The organism is Burkholderia sp. AU17457, assembly GCF_002223255.1.
Taxonomy (GTDB): domain Bacteria; phylum Pseudomonadota; class Gammaproteobacteria; order Burkholderiales; family Burkholderiaceae; genus Burkholderia; species Burkholderia sola.
Map to the genome: position 1 here is coordinate 38117 of NZ_NKFB01000001.1, position 20493 is coordinate 58609.

The 20493-nt window shown below is 68.4% G+C and carries 18 protein-coding genes; 6 read left to right on the plus strand and 12 right to left on the minus strand.

Features of this window, described 5'->3' with window-relative positions; all coding sequences use genetic code 11:
* The first annotated feature begins 284 nt into the window (after positions 1–284).
* Positions 285–1856, plus strand: coding sequence for an efflux transporter outer membrane subunit (locus tag CFB49_RS00205; RefSeq protein ID WP_089490509.1), 1572 nt, complete (start codon positions 285–287; stop codon positions 1854–1856).
* Between the two features lie 25 nt (positions 1857–1881).
* Here CFB49_RS00205 and CFB49_RS00210 read toward each other — a convergent pair whose 3' ends face one another.
* Genes CFB49_RS00210 through gspG form a run of 8 tightly spaced genes read right to left on the minus strand, consistent with a single transcriptional unit; the run spans position 1882 to position 7854 of the window.
* Positions 1882–2670 carry a type II secretion system protein N gene (locus tag CFB49_RS00210; RefSeq protein WP_089434419.1) on the minus strand — a complete coding sequence of 263 codons (789 nt, stop codon included), beginning with the start codon at positions 2668–2670 and terminating at the stop codon, positions 1882–1884.
* 36 nt (positions 2671–2706) lie between these two features.
* On the minus strand, positions 2707–3213 hold the full coding sequence (gene gspM / locus CFB49_RS00215) for a type II secretion system protein GspM (RefSeq protein ID WP_089434420.1): 507 nt from the start codon (positions 3211–3213) through the stop codon (positions 2707–2709).
* Positions 3210–4583, minus strand: coding sequence for a type II secretion system protein GspL (gspL, locus tag CFB49_RS00220; protein ID WP_089490510.1), 1374 nt, complete (start codon positions 4581–4583; stop codon positions 3210–3212). The genes gspM and gspL overlap by 4 nt, the downstream gene beginning before the upstream one ends.
* A 26-nt stretch (positions 4584–4609) precedes the next feature.
* Positions 4610–5719, minus strand: a complete 1110-nt coding sequence (gene gspK, locus CFB49_RS00225; protein ID WP_089490577.1) for a type II secretion system minor pseudopilin GspK — start codon at positions 5717–5719, stop codon at positions 4610–4612.
* A 2-nt stretch (positions 5720–5721) separates the two neighbouring features.
* Entirely contained in the window at positions 5722–6411 is a 690-nt protein-coding gene (locus tag CFB49_RS00230) for a PulJ/GspJ family protein (protein ID WP_089434322.1), read from the minus strand.
* The gene (gspI, locus tag CFB49_RS00235) at positions 6389–6790 is read right to left on the minus strand and encodes a type II secretion system minor pseudopilin GspI (protein ID WP_089434422.1); all 402 of its coding nucleotides are present in this window, start codon (positions 6788–6790) and stop codon (positions 6389–6391) included. Before gspI ends, CFB49_RS00230 begins: the two co-directional genes overlap by 23 nt.
* A gap of 2 nt (positions 6791–6792) precedes the next feature.
* A complete protein-coding gene (locus CFB49_RS00240; RefSeq protein ID WP_069618802.1) occupies positions 6793–7362 on the minus strand; it encodes a GspH/FimT family pseudopilin in 570 nt (189 codons plus the stop codon).
* A gap of 39 nt (positions 7363–7401) precedes the next feature.
* Positions 7402–7854, minus strand: coding sequence for a type II secretion system major pseudopilin GspG (gspG, locus tag CFB49_RS00245; RefSeq protein ID WP_012492990.1), 453 nt, complete (start codon positions 7852–7854; stop codon positions 7402–7404).
* A 175-nt stretch (positions 7855–8029) separates the two neighbouring features.
* Between gspG and CFB49_RS00250 the strand changes: the two genes are divergently transcribed.
* Positions 8030–8440, plus strand: coding sequence for a type II secretion system protein N (locus tag CFB49_RS00250; RefSeq protein ID WP_006477247.1), 411 nt, complete (start codon positions 8030–8032; stop codon positions 8438–8440).
* A gap of 37 nt (positions 8441–8477) precedes the next feature.
* On the opposite strand, the gene gspF is transcribed toward CFB49_RS00250, so the two are convergent.
* The 3 genes from gspF to gspD are packed head-to-tail and all read right to left on the minus strand — an operon-like array spanning position 8478 to position 13538.
* Entirely contained in the window at positions 8478–9695 is a 1218-nt protein-coding gene (gspF, locus tag CFB49_RS00255; RefSeq protein WP_069618801.1) for a type II secretion system inner membrane protein GspF, read from the minus strand.
* Between the two features lie 4 nt (positions 9696–9699).
* Positions 9700–11190: a type II secretion system ATPase GspE gene (gene gspE / locus CFB49_RS00260; RefSeq protein ID WP_012492991.1), complete on the minus strand. Its 1491-nt coding sequence runs from the start codon at positions 11188–11190 to the stop codon at positions 9700–9702.
* A 5-nt stretch (positions 11191–11195) separates the two neighbouring features.
* On the minus strand, positions 11196–13538 hold the full coding sequence (gspD, locus tag CFB49_RS00265; protein WP_089434325.1) for a type II secretion system secretin GspD: 2343 nt from the start codon (positions 13536–13538) through the stop codon (positions 11196–11198).
* Between the two features lie 366 nt (positions 13539–13904).
* On the opposite strand from gspD, the gene CFB49_RS00270 reads away from it, so the two are divergent.
* Positions 13905–14402, plus strand: a complete 498-nt coding sequence (locus CFB49_RS00270) for a lytic transglycosylase domain-containing protein (RefSeq protein ID WP_069618799.1) — start codon at positions 13905–13907, stop codon at positions 14400–14402.
* A gap of 154 nt (positions 14403–14556) precedes the next feature.
* Complete coding sequence (locus CFB49_RS00275; RefSeq protein ID WP_069618843.1) at positions 14557–15870, plus strand: GTP-binding protein; 1314 nt, start codon at positions 14557–14559, stop codon at positions 15868–15870.
* Between the two features lie 129 nt (positions 15871–15999).
* Here CFB49_RS00275 and CFB49_RS00280 read toward each other — a convergent pair whose 3' ends face one another.
* Positions 16000–16278 carry an HU family DNA-binding protein gene (locus tag CFB49_RS00280; RefSeq protein WP_006401505.1) on the minus strand — a complete coding sequence of 93 codons (279 nt, stop codon included), beginning with the start codon at positions 16276–16278 and terminating at the stop codon, positions 16000–16002.
* A 388-nt stretch (positions 16279–16666) separates the two neighbouring features.
* Here CFB49_RS00280 and mnmC point away from each other — a divergent pair, with 388 nt between their 5' ends.
* A complete protein-coding gene (gene mnmC, locus CFB49_RS00285; RefSeq protein WP_089490511.1) occupies positions 16667–18598 on the plus strand; it encodes a bifunctional tRNA (5-methylaminomethyl-2-thiouridine)(34)-methyltransferase MnmD/FAD-dependent 5-carboxymethylaminomethyl-2-thiouridine(34) oxidoreductase MnmC in 1932 nt (643 codons plus the stop codon).
* Between the two features lie 671 nt (positions 18599–19269).
* A complete protein-coding gene (locus CFB49_RS00300) occupies positions 19270–20484 on the plus strand; it encodes a cation:proton antiporter (protein ID WP_069618797.1) in 1215 nt (404 codons plus the stop codon).
* The last annotated feature ends 9 nt before the right edge of the window (positions 20485–20493 follow it).

Consider the following 20493-nt stretch of genomic DNA (forward strand, 5'->3'; position numbering starts at 1 on the left):
ACCGCTGCCGCTTTCCCGAACGTCCAGCCCGTCCCGCCTGATCGCCGGCCGCGTCACGCGTGGCGGGCGTCGCGCGCCCGTTCGCACGTCCGTTTTCCCGCAAGCCGGCCGTAATGGCCGGTAAACCGGCCAGCTGCGCCGGTAACACATCCGGGCCGCCGCGCACCGTACCCTTACGGCTGCGCAGCTTTCCCGCCGTCAGTTACCATTTGTCCGCCAGCGGCATGACGACCGCATCGCGCGGCGCCGCTCGCCGGCCGTCACGCCCAGACAGGAAAACCACCATGCCGTACGCCCCCCTCCCGCGCGCCGTTCGCCCGCTGAGCGCCGCCGTCGCCATTGCGACGGCCGTGCTGCTCGCCGGCTGCGCCGTCGGGCCCGACTATCACCGGCCCGACACGTCGATTCCCGCCGCCTTCAAGGAAGCGCCGGCCGGCTGGAAAGTCGCGCAGCCCGCCGATCGCGCCGACCGCGGCGCATGGTGGACGGTCTACAACGATCCGCAGCTCGATGCGCTGATCGGCAAGCTCAACGCGTCGAACCAGACCATCGCGCAATCGGCGGCCGCCTACCGGCAGGCGCGCGCGCTCGTCACCGAGGCGCGTGCCGCGTATTTCCCGACCGTCGGGCTGACCGCATCGGGCTCGCGCGCGCGGTCGCCGCGCACATCGCTGTCGTCGGGCGCGTCGTCGAGCTTCGGCAGCGGGTCGACCGGGTCGATCAACAACAGCTACAGCGTCGGCCTCGACGCCAGCTGGGAACCCGACCTGTGGGGCAAGGTGAGCCGCACCGTCAGCGCGCAGCGCGCCGGCGAAGCGGCCGCGGCGGCCGATCTCGCGAACGCGCGGCTGTCGCAGCAGGCACTGCTCGCGCAGACCTATTTCCAGTTGCGCACGTCCGATGCGCTGCAAAAGCTGCTCGACGACACCGTGAAATCGTACGAACGCTCGCTGCAGCTCACGCAGAACCAGTACGCGCAGGGCGTCGCCGCGCGCGCGGACGTGATCCAGGCGCAGACGCAGCTGCAGAGCGCGCAGGCCGCGCAGATCGACAACGGCGTCGCCCGCGCGCAGTACGAGCATGCGATCGCGACGCTGATCGGCGAGCCTGCGTCGACCTTCTCGCTGCCGCCGAACCCGCTCGCGGCCGAGCCGCCGGTCACGCCTGTCGACGTACCGTCCGCGATCCTCGAGCGCCGGCCCGACATCGCGGCGGCCGAGCGCCGGGCGGCGGCCGCGAACGAGCAGATCGGCGTCGCGATCGCCGCGTTTTTCCCCACGCTGACGCTGTCGGCCACCGGCGGCTTCCAGAGCTCGGTGTGGTCGCAGCTGTTCACGCTGCCGGCACGGTTCTGGACGGTCGGCCCGCAACTCGCGGCCACGCTGTTCGACGCGGGGCTGCGCGCCGCGCAGACCGACGCCGCGCGCGCGACCTACGACCAGGACGTCGCCGCCTATCGCCTCGCGGTGCTCACCGCGTTCCAGGACGTCGAGGACAACCTCGCGTCGCAGCGGATCCTCGCGCAGGAAATCGACGTGCAGCGGCAGGCCGTCGACAGCGCCGAGCACGCGCTCGCGATCGTCACGAACCAGTACAAGGCGGGCACGGTCGCGTACCTGAACGTGCTGACCGCGCAAACCACCGCGTTTACCGCGCAGCAGAAGCTCGCGACGATCGCCGGGCAGCGGATGGTGTCGTCGGTCGGGCTCGTGAAGGCGCTCGGCGGCGGCTGGAACGTGTCGGAGATGGCGCGCGAGAACGGCGACATGGCGGCGCCGGCGCCTGTGCCGGCGTCCGGTGCGGCCGCGCCCGCGGCCACCGCGCCGTCGGTCGCAGCGCCGCTCGCGCAGAAGTAGGAAGGAAAGCGGGCGACGCGCGTAATCAGCGCTGCGCGTCGCCGAAGATCAGCGAAACCTGGTTGTTGCCGATCGGGTGGCCGAGCAGGTTCAGCAGCCCGGCGAGGTTCGCCTGCTGCTCCGGCGCCGCATGCGCGGTCCCGCGGAACGACCCCTGGCCGGGGCCGAAGCTGCCGTGCCCGTCGAGGAACAGCGGGCCCTGCGTCGTCGACAGGTCGAGATCGGCGCCCGCGCCCTTCGCCTGCAATACCGCGCGGTACGAACCGAGCGGCTTCACGCGCGACACGCGCGAACTCATCGAATCGATCGTCACCGTCAGCTGGCCGAACGCGTTGTTGCCGATGAGCCGCCAGTCGCTCCAGCGGAGCCGCACGTCGCCCTGCAGGTCGAGCGTGTTGAACGGCGTACCGAGCCCCGTGAGCAGCGACGCGGGTACGGCCATCGTCCCCGCCGACAGCACCGCGCCGCGCCACGTCGCGTCGAGCGTGACCGCATCGGGCATCGCTTCCGTCTGCCGCATGTGCATCTGCACGCGCCCGGTCAGCAGCGGCCAGAAGCGCGTGGTCCATTCGACCCGGCCCGGCAGCAGCGTCGCCGCGCTCTGGTCGGCGCCAGGCGCGAGCATCAGCGTGCCCGAGCCGTGCCACAGCGACCCGTCCGGATCGACGAGATTCACGTGGCCGCCGGTCGCGCGCGCGAACTGCGGCGCGATCCACGCGGCCGGCGCGAGCGCGACGAGCGTCACCGCCGTCGCCACGCCGCCCGCCAGCACCCACGGCAACACGGTGACGAGCCGTCTCACCCATGGCCGCATCGGCCGGCCTTCGTTTGCGTCATCCACTGCGGTCATCTATTTCTGGACGGACGGTTGCATCACGGCCGTCAGATCCACCTGACCGTCTTCCTTCAGGGCCGTGGCATGCGCTTCGCCGACCTGCACCTTGAACTGCCGGCGCGCATCGTCGAGCCACTGGGTCCATGCCGGGAACGACACGTTCTTCATCTGGACCTGCACGCCGTTGCCGACGATCTGCACCTGCGCGCCCTGCAGCCCGTGATCGGACAGCGATGCAGTGAGCGCATCCTTCAGCGCGAGGCCGGTCGGCGCGACACCCTGCGCGGCGACCGACAGCGATTTCGCCTCGTTCGCCTGCGCGGTCATCTGCGCGAGCTCGTGACGCATCGTCGGCAGCTCGCGCTGGATTCGCGCACGGCCTTCCTGCGCGGGCGACCACAGCACCGAATACGCAATCGCGACCGCCAGCACGGCGCCGCCCCAGCCGAGCAGCATTTTCTCGCGCGGCGAGCGCTCGCCCCAGAACTGGGCCAGCGTCTGGTTCAGTTGTTCGGTTTTCATGAGCGGCTCCGGATCGTCCATTTGCCCGTGTTGCTGTCGACTTCGCCGGACAGTCCGTTACGCGCGAGGCGCTGCGTGAAATCGGGATCGACCTTGACCTCCGGCTTGAAGCCGACGTCGAGCCGCCGGTCGTGATAGTCGAGCGACGCGATGCCGTTCAGCGGCAGCGCCCCCATCGAGCGCGCCAGGCCGCTCGACAGCGCGAGGAAATCGTTCGGCGACAGTTCGCCGGCCGCGAGGCGCAGCTGGTCGAGCTGGCGCTGCATCTGCGCGGGCGGGTCGAGCACGGTGGTCGTCTTCGGGAACGCAGACAGCAGCGTCTCGGTAATCTGCGCGGACAGCGCATCGCGCTCGCGCGACAGCTTCCACCAGTGCACGTTCATCCCGATCACAGCGACGCCGAGCGTCGCCGCGGCGAGCGCGATCGGCACGCGCAGGCGCTTGAGCGTCGCGCGGTCGAAGCGCCACGGCTGAGACTCGAATTCGAACTGGCACAGATCGAACTTCTCGGCGAGCGCCCGGCGCGCGAACGTATCGAACGACAGCGGTGCGGCGCCCGGCAGCAGCGGCGCGTCGGTGCTGCCGACCGACGCGAGCCGCGGCTCCGCGCCCGGCTCGCCGAGTTCGTACAGTTCGACGTCGCCGCCGCCCGCGAGCGCGGCCAGCGTGCCGGCCGCGCGCGACGCGGGCGCCGCGAAACCTTCGCCAAGCGCGCCGCGCGCGACCGCCAGCTCGAGGCGCCGCGCACCGGCCGCGGCCGGCAATGCGCCGGCTTCGACGAGTACCGGTTCGACCGCCGTCGCGAGTCCGAGCACCGCGGCGACCGTCGCCGGGCGGGCAGCCGGCCCGGTGACGTCCGCGACGAGCGCGGCGGCGTCGGTCGCCTCGCCGTCGGCCGGCACGGTGGATGCGGCCTCGGCCGACCCACGCGGCGCCGGCAGGCAGCGGGTCGCGGGAACCGCGCTCAGGTGTCGGTGGCCGGCCGCGGTAAACGCGTCGCAGATCGCGCGGAACCACGCGCGATCGACGACGGCCAGCACGCGGCGCCCGTCGGGCAGCGGGGCCGGGTCGAGCGCGATGTGGCAGCCGAGCGGATCCTGGATCAGCTGATCCTCGACGATGTTGGGCAGCGCCTGGCGCAGCTTCGGCCCCTTCAGCGGCGGCACGGTCGCGGCCAGCAGCAGCACGTCGCGCGCGGCGACGATCAGCACCGTCGCGTTCGCGCGCGGCAGCAGCGCGAGCGCGGCGCGGCCCGCGCGCTGCACGTGGCCGGCCTTGTCGACGAGCGTGAACGGCAGCTCGGGCCACTGCCATTCCTGCAACGGCACGGCAGGCTCGCGCGGCGGCAAAGAAACAATCAACGTGCTCACAAGAGCTCCTCTCCCGATTGGCGTCGTTATAGCTGGTCGCGGATGCGCACGACCCGTGTCGAGTGCGTGGTCGGATCACGATACACGAGCGAGGTGCGGTCGACCTCCGCGCGTTCGTGCTGAATCCGGCCGTGCACGATGAAATAGCTCGAATTGACGTCGACGAGGCTCGAGTCGATCGTCACGTTCGGCTGCGCGCCGGCGCCGCGCAGCGCGAGCTGCACGTCGCCGACGTTCCGGAAAAACACCGTCTCGCGGCGCGCCACGAGCGCCTGCGCGGACGACACGCTCATTCCCGGTATCAGCGCGGCGATCACTTCGGCCGGCGCGGTGTTCATGTTCACGGGCGTCGTGGTCGGCAGCACGGTGACGAACGGGCGCAGTCGCGCGACCATCTCCGGCGTCACGCCGTCGACGTCGAGCAGGCTGTCGACGCGCGTCATCATCAGCGGCGCGGGCCCACGATCGCCGCCGGCCATCCCCGGATCGTCGGTGAAGCCGCTGCCCTGCATGTCGCCGCTCGTCACCGGCGCGGTCGCGGCGTTTGCGGCCGTCCCGCCGCCGCCGGGCAGGTTCGGCATCTGGAACCGCGTGGCCGAATGCAGCAGCCCCGCGCGCACCTGCAGCGCGATGCGCTTCGCGAACGCGCTGTCGTAGCCGAGCGTCGTCAGCAGGCGCTGGAACGCCTGCATCTGCGTGACGTTCAGCTGCAGCACGCCGGGCGCCGGCGACGACACGAGGTTGCGCAGGTTGAACTTCGCCTGCGCATCCTCGATCGAGCCGGACAGATAGGTGTCTTCGGCGTCCGTGTCGTTGGGCGCGCCGATCCGGCCGAGGAAATCCGACAGCTTCGTCTTCGCGATCGGCACGCCCCAGATCCCGCCGAGATACGTGATGCCGGGCGCCGTATCGCCTTCGGAGCGCAGGATCATCCGGGTCCAGTCGAGCGCGCCGCGCGCGACCCACTGCGCCTGCGCGATCACGCGCTGGTTCTCGATGCGGCGGATCTGCACCTGCTGGCGCCACAACATCCCCGAGACGAGGATCGCCGACAGCGCGACCACGAGCAGCGCGGTGATGATCGCGGCGCCGCGCTGGCGGCGGGCAGGCATTCGACGGGCTGGGCGCGCACGCATCGTCATTCCCCGACGAGGAAGATGCGCGTGACCGGCACGCGCAGCGACGTCGCGCCGATGCTGACCTGCAGCCCGGTCACCGCGCGCGCCGGCGGCGCGTTGCCGATCTGCGGCACCTTCAGCGCGTCGTTGTTCTGCGCGAGCGCTTCGTCGGCCGTCTGCAGGTTGGTGGTCCAGCCCACGCGCGGCACGTACAGCTTCGCGTCGATCGCGCCGACGCCGCCCATCAGCGCGACCCAGCTCCAGCCTTCGACGCTGCTGTCCTTCAGCACGGTGCGCAGCCGGTTCGTGTCGTCGATCGGCGGCGACGCATAGCGCACGACGCGCCCGCCGGCGATCCGGTAGCGGACCACCTGCAGCCGCGGCGCGACGCCCGGCACGTCGAGCTCGCGCACGATCTGCAGCGTGTTGCCGGCGACGCCGATCGCCGGCTGGCCGGCCTCGTCGTCGGTCGCGGCGAGTCGCGCGTCGATGCGCATCTGGTCGAACATCTGCGCGAACACGCGCTCGTCTTCCATCGCGGCCGCGACCTTGTCGCGACCGCGCATGATCTGGTCGAGCCCGCGCCATGCGAGGATCGCGACCACCGCGAGAATCGCGATCGCGATCATCAGCTCGATCAGCGTGAAGCCGCGGGCGGGGCGGGCGAACGGGCGTCGCATCGGCGCGTCAGAGCGGGCGGCTGGTTTCATTCGCGACCACCGTCACCATTTGCGCGAGCACGCCGGCACGGCCGGGCATGCTCACCGAAATCCGCACGCGCCGGAACACCGGGTTCGGCGTGGTGCTCACGCGCTGCGTGCACACGAGCTGCACGTTGCCTTGCGAGCAGTCGAAACTCTGTTCGCCGACCTCCGGCCACGCATGCGTGAGCCGCAGCTGCGCGAGCGCGTTGTCGGCGCTCCAGCCGGCGAGCAGGCGGCGATGCAGGTCGGACGCATTGGTCGCCATCGTGCCGACCGCGCGGATCGACGCGGCGAGCGCGACCGCGATGATCGCGAGCGCGACCAGCACCTCGATCATCGTGAAGCCGCGGGAAGGGGAAACGGAGAAGGGCAGGCGACGACGCATCGTCATTGCACCTCGTAGCGGCCGTTGCCGGTGCCGACGATCGTCGCGCTGCCGGCGGCCGAATGCAGCGTCACGCGCACCGGTGTGTCGATGCTCTCGGTGCCGAACACGACGCGGTTCGCGCGCGTGTCCGACCCCGGGTAATCGATGTCCGCGCCGGTGACGCCGCCGTCCCAGTCGCGCGGGCGCAGCAGGTCGTCGCGCAGCGTGCGCCAGCCGTCGGGCGAACTCACGTCGAACTGGAAGCCGTGCGCGGTCGGCTGCCACGCGATCGGCCGCGCGCGCACCTGCGCTTCGTCGCCGGCCGTCTCGAACAGCAGCGCGATGCGCTGCGCTTCCTCGCGCAGGTCGGTGCGCGGATTACGCGTCAGCGACAGCGACGCGAGCGACACGAGCAGCCCCGCGATCACGAGCACGACCAGCATTTCGAGCAGCGTGAAGCCGCGCGCGCGACGGCGCGCCGCACGGTGCTTCGTCAAGCCGCCATCGGCACGTGCCGGTACGGACGGCACCGCACCGCGACGCACCCGGCAATCGCGGCCGCAGCGGGAGGTCGTGCGAATGGCGAGCATGAAGAACGGAAATGAAACGTCGGGCCGATCAGCGCCGGCTTACTGCCACGAGCCGATGTCGGAGTCGTTGCTTTCGCCGCCTTCCTTGCCGTCGGCGCCGTAGCTGAACACGTCGATCTCGCCGTGCACGCCCGGGTTCAGGTACTTGTACCCGTTGCCCCATGGGTCGTTCGGCAGGCGCTCGAGATAGCCGCCGTCCTTCCAGTTGTTCGGGATCGGATCGTTGGTCGGCTTCTGGATCAGCGCGTTCAGGCCCTGCTCCTGGGTCGGATAGCGGCCGTTGTCCAGACGGTACAGCTTGAGCGCCTGCATGATCGTGCCGATGTCCTGCTTCGCGGCGATGCGGCGCGCCTCGTCGGGGCGGCTCATGATCTTCGGCACGATCAGCGCCGCCAGGATCCCGAGGATCGCGACCACCACCATGATCTCGATCAGCGTGAAACCGCGCTGACGACGCACGGCCGCGTTGCGGCGAGTGATCCACGTTTGCATGACTGACTACCTCTTTCCAAAAAATGTCGTCGATTGAGTGACGCACCCGGCGCACCGGACGATTGCCTGACAGCAACCTTCCGGACCGGCGGGCGCGGAGCACGCATTGTAAGGCGCGCATCGCCGAGGGCTTTCACCCAACGCAAATTTCATATACATCCGTACAATAGCGCGCATGAACGCGCTCTCGATCCGGATCCTTTCCCTCGCCCTCTTCGCGGGTTTGTGCGCGACGGCCACCTACTGGGTCGTCACGCTGTCGGCCCGCGAAGCACCGCTGCCCGCCGCCGCCGCGCGGCTGCCGATCCGCACCGAGGACGCCGCCGCGCTCTTCGGCGGTCAGCTCGACAAGAATCCCGTCCAGGACATCCACCTGTTCGGCATTCTCGCGCTCGACCACGGCGGCGCGGCGATCGTCGGCGTCGGCGGCGAACCGCCGCGCGCCGTGTCGCTCGGCGCGGAGGTCACGTCCGGCGCGAAGCTCGCCGAAGTCCGGCCGCGCTCGATCATCGTCGACCGCAACGGCGCCCGCGCCGAAATCCAGCTCCCGGCGAACACGCCGTCCCCCGCGATCTACATGCGCTGAACGGTAGCGGCCCGTCCGTCGGAATCGGGCCGCACCGTCACTGCACCATGTTGTTCAGCTCGATGATCGGCAGCATCACGGCCAGCACGATCACGAGCACGATGCCGCCCATCGCGAGGATCAGCAGCGGCTCCAGCAGGCTCGTCAGGAACATCGTGCGGCGCTCGAGTTCGCGCGCTTCGCCTTCGGCCGCGCGATCCAGCATCGTCGTCACGTCGCCCGTCGCTTCGCCCGAACGAATCAGGTGCACGAGCACCGGCGGAAACGTCTTCACGTTGTTCAGCGCGCGCGACAGCGCGGAGCCTTCGCGCACGCGCACGATCGCATCGTCGATGTTCGCGCGCATCGCGCGGTTCGACAGCGTCTCGCCGGCCGCCTGCAACGCGCGCAGGATCGGCACGCCGGCCGCGGTGAGAATGCCGAGCGTGCTCGCGAAGCGCACCGTGTTGTAGCCGCGCACGAGCTTGCCGGCGAGCGGCGCGGTCAGCACCCAGCGGTCGAACGCGAGCCTCGGCCCGGCGCGCGACAGCGTCGTCTTCACGAACCACACGACGAGCGCGACCGCGATCAGGATCGCCCACCACCAGTGCCGCACGAATTCCGACAGCGCCATCATCACGACCGTGAGGATCGGCAACTGCTGCTTCGTGCTCGCGAACACGTTGACGACCTGCGGCACGACGTAGCTCAGCAGGAACGTGACGATGCCGAACGCGATCAGCGTGACGATGCCCGGATACGTGAACGCCAGCAGGATCTTCTGCTTCAGCGCGTTGCTCTGCTCGATGTAGTCGGCCAGGCGCGACAGCACGATGCCGAGCTTGCCGGTGTGCTCGCCCGCGGCAACGAGTGCGCGGTAGATTTCCGGAAAATCGCGCGGATGCTGGCCCAGCGCATTCGCGAGCGAATGGCCGCCGAGCACTTCCGCGCGGATCGCGGCCATCAGTTCGCGGATGTAGTCGCGCTCGGCCTGCTCGGTCAGCACGCCGAGCGCCTCGTCGAGCGGCAGCCCCGCGATCAGCAGGCTCGCGAGCTGGCGCGTGAGGATCGCCTGCTCGCGCTGTGACAGCTTGCGGCCGAACGCGAGCCGCTGCGAACGTGCGCCGCGCGTCGCGCTGGCGGCCGGCTCGACGACGAGCGGCGTCAGCCCCTGCGTGCGCAGCTGGCCGCGCGCGGCACGCGCGCTGTCGGCATCGATCACGCCTTTCTGCGCGCGCCCCGCCGAATCGATTGCTTCGAAACGGAATGCCGGCATTGCGCTATGCGCCTCCCGTCACGCGCAGCACTTCCTCGAGCGACGTCGCGCCGGACGCGAGCCAGCGCTCCGCGTCGTCGCGCAGCGTGCGCATCCCTTCCGCTCGGCCGGCGGCGAGAATTTCAGCATCGGCCGCGTTGCGGTGAATCAGCGAGCGGATCGAATCGTCGATCACCAGCAACTCGTACACACCGCGCCGGCCCGCATAACCGGAATGTCCGCACTTCGCGCAGCCGACCGGATGCCATACGGTGCGGCCGTCCTCGTGCCGCTCTTCCTTGCAGACGGGGCAGAGCTGGCGCACGAGGCGCTGCGCGAGCACGCCGAGCAGCGACGACGCGAGCAGGTACGGCTCGACGCCCATGTCGGTCAGGCGCGTGACGGCGGACGCCGCATCGTTCGTGTGCAGCGTCGCGAGCACGAGGTGGCCCGTCAGCGACGCCTGCACCGCGATCTGCGCGGTTTCGAGGTCGCGGATTTCGCCGATCATGATCACGTCCGGGTCCTGGCGCAGGATCGAGCGCAGCGCGCGGGCAAAGGTCATCCCGATCCGCTCGTTCACCTGCGTCTGGCCGATGCCGGACAGATCGTATTCGATCGGGTCCTCGACGGTCATGATGTTGGTCGTCGCGGTTTCGAGCCGCGACATCGACGCATACAGCGTGGTCGTCTTGCCCGAACCGGTCGGGCCGGTGACGAGCACGATGCCGTGCGGGCGGCCGATCAGCTTGTCGAACTGGACGAGCGTGTCGCGCCCCATCCCGAGCGCTTCGAGGTTCAGCCGCTGCGCATCCTTTTCCAGGAGACGCAGCACCGCGCGCTCGCCGTGCCCGGTCGGCAGCGTCGACACGCGCACGTCGACCGGCCGGCCGCCGACGCGCAGCGTGATGCGGCCGTCCTGCGGCAGCCGCTTCTCGGCGATGTCGAGCTGCGCCATGATCTTGATCCGCGAGATCAGCGCGCCGTGCAGCGCCTTCTTCGGGCGCACGACGTCGCGCAGCGTGCCGTCGACGCGAAAGCGCACGACCGACGCATTCTCGAACGGCTCGATGTGGATGTCCGACGCCTGTTCGCGTGCCGCTTGCGTGAGCAGCGCGTTGATCATCCGGATGATCGGCGCGTCGTCTTCCGATTCGAGCAGATCCTCGACTTCCGGGATGTCCTGCATCAGCCGCGACAGGTCGACTTCGCCTTCGACCTCGCCGACCACCTGCGCGGCGCTGCCGTCCTGGCGCGCGTAGGCCTGGTTGATCGCCTGCGCGAGCTCGTCGGCCGGCACGCGATGCACGGCGATCGAGCCGAAGTTGCGCGCGATCTCCGCGAGCGCGGCATCGCTCGTGCGTTCGCTGATCCACACCTCGAGCGTGTCGTCGAGCTGGTGCGCGATCAGCACCTGGCCGCTCTTCGCGAAGCCGTACGGCAGCAAACGCGCGGCGAGCGGCGACGGCGGCTGGCGTTCGCCCGGCGCGCCGTCGTGGGCGGAGGACGCGAGCACGTCGCTCACTGCGACGCTCCCGGCGCGGTGGTCAGCGGCTGTTGCGGCACCGCCTGCTGAGGCACGCTTTGCGGCTGCGCGGGCGTCGCCTCGGGCAGCGGCTGGGCCGGTACCGGCGCGACCTGGCGCTGCAACTGCTGGCGGCGCATCTTGTCGAGATCGAACAGGTTGCCGGCCGGCGTGCCGCCCTGGCTCGGACCCAGCGGCATCGGCGGGACGACCGGGTCGTCCTTGTCGCGGATCACGTTGTTGTCCGACTTGTACGCGCCCGTCACGCCCTGGATGTAGTCGTAGCGGTTCGCGGTGACTTCCTGCGCGGTGCTGCGATCGGAAATGATCACCGGACGCAGGAACACCATCAGGTTGGTTTTCGCGCGCTGCTTCGATTCCGAACGGAACAGCTGGCCGATCCACGGGATGTCGCCGAGCAGCGGCACCTTGCTGTTCGACACCTGGTAGTTGTCCTGCATCAAGCCGCCGAGCACGATGATCTCGCCGTTGTCGGCCAGGATCGTCGACTGGATCGAGCGTTTCGTGAAGGTCGGGCCGGTCTGCGCGTTCGTGGTGCCGCTGACGACGGCCGAATCCTCGGTATAGAGCTGCAGCTTCAGGATCCCGCCGTCGGTGATCTGCGGCTTCACGTGCAGCGTCAGGCCGACGTCGCGGCGATCGTAGGTATTGAACGCATTGCTCGTCGTGCCGCTCGTCAGGTTCGAATACGAGCCGGTCGCGATCGGCACGTTCTGGCCGACGACGATCTTCGCTTCCTCGTTGTCGAGCGTGATCAGGTTCGGCGTCGACAGCACGTTCGCGTCGCTCACGCCCGCGAAGTATTGCAGCAGCGCGCCGAGCCCCTGCACGCCGAACATGTTGTGCAGCCAGCCGATGTTGAGCCCCTGGGACAACTGCCCGAGGTTGGCGGCCAGCCCGCCGCCGGTGACTCCGCCGGCTGCGTTGGTCAGGCCGCCCGCCGTCAGGTTGATGATGCTGTTGCCCAACCCCAGCCCGGGGTTCAGGTTCGTGCCGCCGAGGAACTGGCCGCTCGCGACCTGCCACTGGATGCCGAGGTTGCCCTGCGTCGTCGAGTTCAGCTCGACGATCAGCGCTTCGATATAGACCTGCGCGCGCCGCGCGTCGAGCTGGTCGATCACCGAGCGCAGGTTCCGGTAAACCGGATCGGACGCGGTGATGATCAGCGAGTTGGTGGCCGAATCGGCCTGGATCATCCCGCCTGGCTGGTTGTCGTCACCGCTCTTGTCCTTGTCGCCGCCGAGCAGGCCGCCCGTGCCGAGGCCGCCGCCGGACGAGCCGCCGCCATACGCCGACGAGGACGACGAACCGCCGAGGCCGCCCGACGGCAGCGGCGGGGTGCCCGACGTGCCGGTCGAGAAGTTGCCGCTCGACGACGAGCCGCCGTTCTGGTTGAAGCTGTTCGCATCGTTGGACGACGCCGACGAGCCGCTGTCGTTGCCGCCCTTGCCGAGCATCCCGCGCAGCGTCTTCGCGAGCTTCACCGCATCGGCGTTGCGCAGCGGCACGACGTGCATGTTGCCGGGCACCGCGCTAGGCGCGTCGAGCTGCTGCGCGAGGCGTTTCGCGGCCGCGAGGCGCGAGCCGTTCGATGCGCGCAGCAGCAGCGAGTTGGTGCGCGGGTCGGCCGTGACCGACACCTTCAGCGTCGCGTCGCTGTTGCCGATCGCACCCGGGTCGAGCATCTTCTGCATCTGCGCGGCGAGGTCGATCGCGTTCGCGTTGCGCAGCGTCACGACCTGCACCTGCGCACCCGCGGCGCTGTCGATGCCCGAGATGATCTGCGCGATGCGGCGCACGTTGTCCGCATAGTCGGTCACGACGATCGTGTTGTTCGCCGGGTAGGCCGTCACCGTGTTGTTCGGCGAGATCAGCGGCCGCAGCACGGGCAGCAGGTTGTTCGCCGATTCGTTGTGCAACTCGAACACCTGCGTGATCACCTGGTCGCCGCGCGCCTGCGGCGCATTGCCGACGTAGGTCGGCACGCCCTGCAGCTTCGCGTCGGCTTCCGGCACGACCTTCAGCACGCCGTGATCCTGCACGAGCGCGAAGCCCTGCATGCGCAGCGCGGACTGCAGCGTCTTCAACGCCTGGTCTTCCGGCACCGGCCGTTCGGCGACGAGATTGAGCTGCCCCTTCACGCGGGGGTCGACGATGATGGTCTTGCCGGTCGCGGCGCCGATCGCTTTCGCGACCTGGTCGATGTCCGCATTCACGAAGTTGAGCGTGACCTGAGCGTAGGCAGCCTGCGAGACGATGATGCCCGCCACGAGCAGGGTCGTGGCGATACGCCGCATAACGAAGCGATTTCTTGTCATGGATGAATGGGTCGATGCCGGCTCAGGCCACTTCCGGCGGTAGTGCTGGGATCCAAGTCCGAAAGAGGCGACATTAGCAGTTTTTCATGTCCGAAATATCACATTGATCCGAAGACTGTCTCACATACGACATGTGTCCGGCGAATCGTATGCGATATGTAAGGATCCGCGTAACCCTGCGCATGCCGGCCGTCGCCCCGATTTCGAGATGAATCGACACGGAAATGCGGTATAAACGGGCTGCCGTATTCCTGCTGTCGCAATCGGACGGTCTGCCGGTATGATACGGGCGGCGCGTTTCTCGTCGCACTAATAACAGGCACGGGTTTTCCCGAGCTTCGCGCAATTCCTTTCCGTTTCCGCACGATGAACAGACGATTCGCTTCGCTCGCGTTGATCGCCGCCGGCGCGTGGTTCGCCAGCGGCAACGCACGCGCGGATTGTTTCGACGAAGCGGCCAAATATCAGCAGGTCAATCCGCTGATCCTGCGCGCGATCGCGTGGCAGGAGTCGCGCAACCGGCCCGGTGCGCTGAACAAGAACACGAACGGCTCGGTCGACTACGGCCTGATGCAGATCAATTCGATCCACCTGCCGACGCTGTCGCGCTACGGGATCGGCCGCGACACGCTGATGGAGCCGTGCAAGAACGTGTACATCGCCGCGTGGCATCTCAAACAGAAGATGAACCGCTACGGCAACACGTGGCAAGCGGTCGGCGCCTACCATTCGGAAACGCCGTCGCTGCGCGACAAGTACGCGCGGCAGATCGCCGGCATCCTGACGCAATGGAAGCTGCTGCCGCCCGCGCAGACTGCTCAGGCCGCTCCGGCTACTCAGGCCACGCAGGCCGCCGCTCAGTGATTCGGCGCCGCGTCGCCGGCTGACGCCGGGCCGGCCGGCGCGCGTTTGATGCACAATGCGGGCTGACGCCGCCGTTTCACCCGCGTGCGGGCCGATCGCGCCCCGGCAGGGCGCCGCGGCCGCTTTTTCATCTTTTCCGTTGGTGCATATCATCATGAATCCGGCAATGAAACAGCCGTTGCCCGTCACCGTGCTGTCCGGTTTCCTCGGCGCCGGCAAGACCACGCTGCTCAACCACGTGCTCGCGAACCGCGCGGGCCTGAAAGTCGCGGTGATCGTCAACGATCTCGCCGCGGTCAACATCGACGCGTCGCTCGTGCGCGATGCGCAGGCGCTGTCGCACGTCGAGGAACGCCTCGTCGAGATGTCGAACGGCTGCATCTGCTGCACGCTGCGCGACGATCTGCTCGTCGAGATCCGCAACCTCGCGTCCGAAGGCCGCTTCGACGCGATCATGATCGAATCGACCGGTATCGCGGAGCCGATGCCGATCGCCGAAACGTTCACGTTCGTCGACGACGACGGCGCGTCGCTGTCGGCGATCGCGCGGCTCGACACGCTCGTCACCGTGGTCGACGCGTACAACTTCCTGCGCGACTACGGCTCCGACGACGCACTCGCGACACGCGGCATCGCCGCGTCGGAAGACGACGACCGCACGCTCGTCGAGCTGCTGATCGAGCAGATCGAATTCTGCGACGTGCTGGTGATCAACAAGGCCGACCTGGTCGGCGCGGACGATCTCGCGCGCCTGCAGCACATCCTCGCGCGGCTCAATCCGCGCGCGCACCAGGTCGTATCGACGTTCGGCAACGTGCCGCTCGACGAAGTGCTGAATACCGGCCGCTTCGATTTCGACGAAGCCGCGAACGCCCCCGGCTGGCTCGCATCGCTCGACCACGGTCACACGCATTGCGACGACCCCGACTGCCATGACGACCATCACGCGCACGTGCACGGCGAAGCGGACGAATTCGGGATCGGCAATTTTGTTTACCGTGCGCGCCGGCCGTTTCACCCGGCACGTCTCTGGGCGCTGCTGCATCAGGAGTGGCCGGGCGTGCTGCGCAGCAAGGGGTTCTTCTGGCTCGCGACGCGCAACGACATCGCGGGTTCGCTGTCGCAGGCGGGCGGCGTATGCCGGCACGGGCCGGCGGGTTTGTGGTGGGCGGCGCAGGATCGCGCGGAATGGCCGGACGACGACGAGCTGCTCGCCGAAATCCGCGCCGAATGGCTCGGCGATCTCGACGATCGCACGGTCGGCGATCGCCGACAGGAACTCGTGCTGATCGGCATCGCACTCGACGCCGACGCGTGGCGCACGAAACTCGATGCATGCCTGCTGACCGATGCGGAATTCGCGCTCGGCGCAGCGGGATGGGCCGCGTTCGACGATCCGTTCCCGGCGTGGGACGTCGATTCGCACGACGACGACGATCACGGCGACACGCAGATCGTGCACGCATGATCGCGTGGTAACGGCTTGTAAAAACAACCGTTAACTTTTGCAAGGGCGGCGCGAACTGTGGCGAAAATGCCGCGCGCGCCCAACAAAAAACCCGCCGAGAGGCGGGTTTTTTCTGGAACAGGCGCGGGTTTAACGCTTGTTGACGGCGTCCTTGAACGCCTTGCCAGCCGTGAACTTGACCGTCTTGGCTGCCGGGATCTTGATGGTTTCGCCCGTCTTCGGGTTGCGGCCCGTACGTGCTGCGCGCTTGCCCGAACCGAAGCTGCCGAAGCCGATCAGCTGAACCGCATCACCCTTCGACACGGCCTTCTTGATGACTTCGAGCAGCGTGTCCAGCGTTTCGCCGGTTTGAGCCTTGCTGGCGCCCGTTTGGGCGGCGACGGCGTCGATCAGTTCCTGTTTGTTCATTAAGGTTCCTTTATCAGGTTAGGTTGACACGAACAGCGCGAACGCGCCGATTATACGTGCGCGAACCGTGCCGTCGAGAGTCAGACTCCGACGACACAGCGCCGAATCCTGGCCCGCGCGACGCGCCCTCCGGCTTGCCGGCGGCCACCCCGCGGTACGGCGTTGCTATGATAGCGCAGCGCAAACCCAATAACGACAAGGGTTTCAAAGATTTTCATCGGTATTTCGCCGAATGAATCGTCGATTGCCCGTTTTTTGACCTGCGCCAACCGGACAGGACACGCAGCGTGGTCCGCCCATGCGCCGCCCCGTTGCCCTTTTCCAACGGCCGGCCGGACGGCCTCCCGCAATCCCTTGCCAGGCTTGGCTGCCACGTTTTTTGTTTCGCATGCCCGACCGACTTGTTTACGCCACGCTCGCGCTTCGCGACGACGGCACGCTCGTTTCGCCCGAGTTCGGCGAGCTTCATCGCGGCGCATCCGGCACGCTCGCGCACGCACATCGCGCGTTCGTCTCCGGCAACGGGCTGCCCGCGCGCTGGCAGCGCCGCCGGACGTTCACGATCGTCGCGACCGAATTCGGCGCGGGCGCCGGCTTCCTTGCGGCGTGGGCCGCGTGGCGCGACGATCCCGCGCGCTGCGAGCGGCTGCATGTCGTCGCGGTCGAGTCGCATCCGTTCTCGCGCGACGACCTGCGCCGCGCGGTTGCGCACATGGTTGCGGACACAACCATATCGGCAGACGTCGACGCGTTGATCGACGCATGGCCGATGCGGGTACCGGGCGTTCACCGGCTCGAATTCGACGAAGGGCGCGTGGTGCTCACGCTCGCGTTCGGCGAAGCGATCGACCTGTTGAAAAAGCTCGTCGCGCGCGCCGATGCGTTTTTTCTCGAGGGCGCCGCGATATCGAGCGACGGGATCCGCGCACTCGCGAAACTCGCCGGCGAAAACGCGACGTTTGCGACACGTGCAAAGTCCGACGACGTGAAGCACGCGCTCGGCGACACAGGTTTCACATTCCGCGAAGTCGACGATCGTCTCGTCGGCGAATATGCGCCGCGCTGGCGCGCGCGCCGGCACGAGCCGCCGCGTGCGCTGCCCGTTGCAGCGCGCCGCGCGATCGTGATCGGCGCGGGCCTCGCCGGCTGCGCGGTCGTCGAACGTCTGGCCGCGCGCGGCTGGGACGTCACGCTGATCGAGCGGCACGAACGGATCGCGAGCGAAGCGTCGGGCAATCCGGCCGGGGTTTTCCACCCGCTGATGACGCGCGACGACAACGTCGCGAGCCGGCTCACGCGCGGCGGCTTCCTGCACGCGATCGCACGCTGGCGTGCACTCGAACACGCAGGACATGCATTCGCACGCAGCACGCGCGGGATGATCCATCTCGCCGAATCGGCCGACGATTTCGCGCGAATGCGCGACGCCTTCGATGCGTTCGGCGCGCCATCCGACTACGTGGCGCTGCTCGATGCCGATGCCGCGCGCGCGCATCTGAATCTGCCGGTCGCGCACGGCGGCCTGCTGTTCCCGCACGGCGGCGCCGTCTGGCCGGCCGGGCTGTGCGCCGCCCAATATGCGGCGGCCGGCGAGCGCGTGCGCCTGCTCGCGTCCACCTGCGTCGCACGGCTCGAACGGCGGGGCGACACCTGGCATGCGCTCGACGATACGGGCGCCACGCTCGCCGAGGCACCCGTCGTCGTGCTCGCGAACGCGGGCGACGCCGCGCGTCTTGCCGGGCTGCGGCATGTCGCGCTGCAACCGGTACGCGGCCAGCTCACGCTGCTGCCGCCGGGCACGACGGCGCCGCTGCCGTGCCCGGCGATCGGCGACGGTTACGCGGTGCCGCTCGAAGACGGCACGCTGCTGATCGGCGCCACGTTCGAACCCGACGACACCGATCCCGCGATGCGCGCGGCCGGCCACGCCGAAAACCTCGACCGCGTGCGGCACCTGCTGCCGGGCCTGATCGGCGACCTGCCGGATCCGGCCACGCTGCGCGGCCGCGTGGCGTTCCGCTGGGTCGTCGGCGACCGTCTGCCGCTCGTCGGCCCGCTCGCCGACGAAGCGCAGGCCACCGCGAACGCACGCGCGCTGGGCGGTGCGCAGGCGCGCGACCTGCCGCGCACGCCGGGCCTCTACGGCGCATTCGGCTTCGGTTCGCGCGGCCTCGTATGGGCTGCGCTCGGCGCCGAGCTGATCGCGTCGCAACTCGAAGGCGAGCCGTGGCCGCTCGAGCGTGAACTCGCCGACGCGGTCGATCCCGCCCGCTTCCTGATCCGCGCACTGCGCGCCCGCCGCGTCGGTTCGACCGGCTGACCGGCCGCGCGCATCCGTCACAGTCTCCCGATTGTTCCGCGCAAGGTTATCCACGCGACGCTGTGGATAACCGCGCGGAATCCGCGCGCACTTCGTGTGCAATCACAGTGGACGTAAACTGGGCAACTCGGCACGGCTGTGATGCGACCCGAAAGTTGCTCAACTCAAACCGCTGTGCGCGAACAGCCTGTGCAACCGGTTATGGTTTCGCCAACACCTTGATCTGCCAGCGTAAACCGGAGTTATCCACAGAACTGTGCGCCCTTTGTTAACTTCTACTACGTATATATACAAGTAAACCTTTGAAACCAAAGGCCTGCCGTGCCGCACAGCACCTCGAGTGGATTCAATCGGTTCCGGAGCGAAAAAGCTGTGGCACAATCGGTTTCCTTCGCGTTCGTTCGGCCAAGCGCCGGGCATGCTTCAATGGAACGGTCGGCACGATTTCGAATCTGAATCTTCGAGACTGCGCAGTCCGTTCACACACCAGGCCGACAATCCAGATCGGCAACCTGAACGACGTTCCGCCTTGTGGCGGAACAGGCGGACCCCATGTACCGCCATCGTCGAGCACAACAATCACATTCGGGGCAATACCCAGCCGGCGCGCATCCATTCCTGTCGCTTGACCCGCGTCGCTGGCGGTTGCTTCCAAAGGAGAAGTCACCACGATGAAGTCGGCGTTCTCATTCCTGCCCAACTGGCCGCTCGCGCCGGATGCCGTGTTCTGGGCCGGGCTCGCGCTGTTCGCAGCCGGCCTGTGCGGGGAGCTGTGCTATCGCGCGTGGCGCCTGCCGCGCATCACCGGCTATGCCGTGATCGGCCTGATCGCCGGTTCGTTCGGATTCGGCGTGATCGACACCAGCACCGACGAAACCTCGCGGCTGCTGATGGACGTCGCGCTCGGCCTGCTGCTGTTCGAACTCGGCAGTCGCCTCGACCTGCGCTGGATCCGGCGCAATCCGTGGCTCGTTGCGTCCAGCCTCGCGGAAGCCACGCTCACGTTCGTGCTCGTGCTGTTCGTGATGCTCGCGCTCGGCGTATCGGGGATGGTCGCGCTGGTGCTGTCGGCGATTGCGATCGCGACGTCGCCGTCGATGGTGATCCAGCTCAAGACCGAACTGCGCGCGGAAGGGCAGGTGTCGCAACGCCTGATCACGCTCACCGCGCTCAACAGCGTGTACGCGATCGTGCTGACCAAGCTCGTGACGAGCTGGCTGCACCAGGAAGCGTACGGCAACGTTTTCGCGACGATCCTGCAACCGCTCTACCTGCTCGCCGGTTCGTTCATCGTCGCGTATCTCGTCGCGCGTTCGTGCAACTACCTGTTCCGTCACATGACCGCGACGATGCGCGACGAGCATTCGTTCGTCGCGCTGTTCGGGCTCGTGATGCTCGCGATCGCCGTCGCGCAGGCGCTGAAGCTGTCGACGCTGCTCACGCTGCTGCTCGCCGGCATCATCGTGAAGAACCTCGAAGCGCGGCCGCAGCTGTGGCCCGAGCACTTCGGCACGGCCGGCTGGCTGCTGACGGTGGTGCTGTTCGTGCTGACGCTCACGTCGTTCACGTGGGGCGACATCGCGCTCGGCGGGCTGCTCGCGATCGTGCTGATCATCACGCGGCTCGCCGCGAAGCTGGCCGGCGTCGTCGCGTTCGCGAAGCCGAGCGGCCTCGGGATGAAGCAGGGCATCGCGCTCGGCATCGCGCTCACGCCGATGTCCGCGCTGTCGTACCTGCTCGTCGACGATACCTACCAGCTCTATCCCAATTTCGACCCGCACCTGCGCGCGATCGTGATGTGCTCGATCGTGATCCTGCAGCTCGTCACCCCGTTCGTCGTCTATCGCTGCCTGTCGGCGGTCGGCGAACGCAGCGACGGCAACTGATTCCGGAAC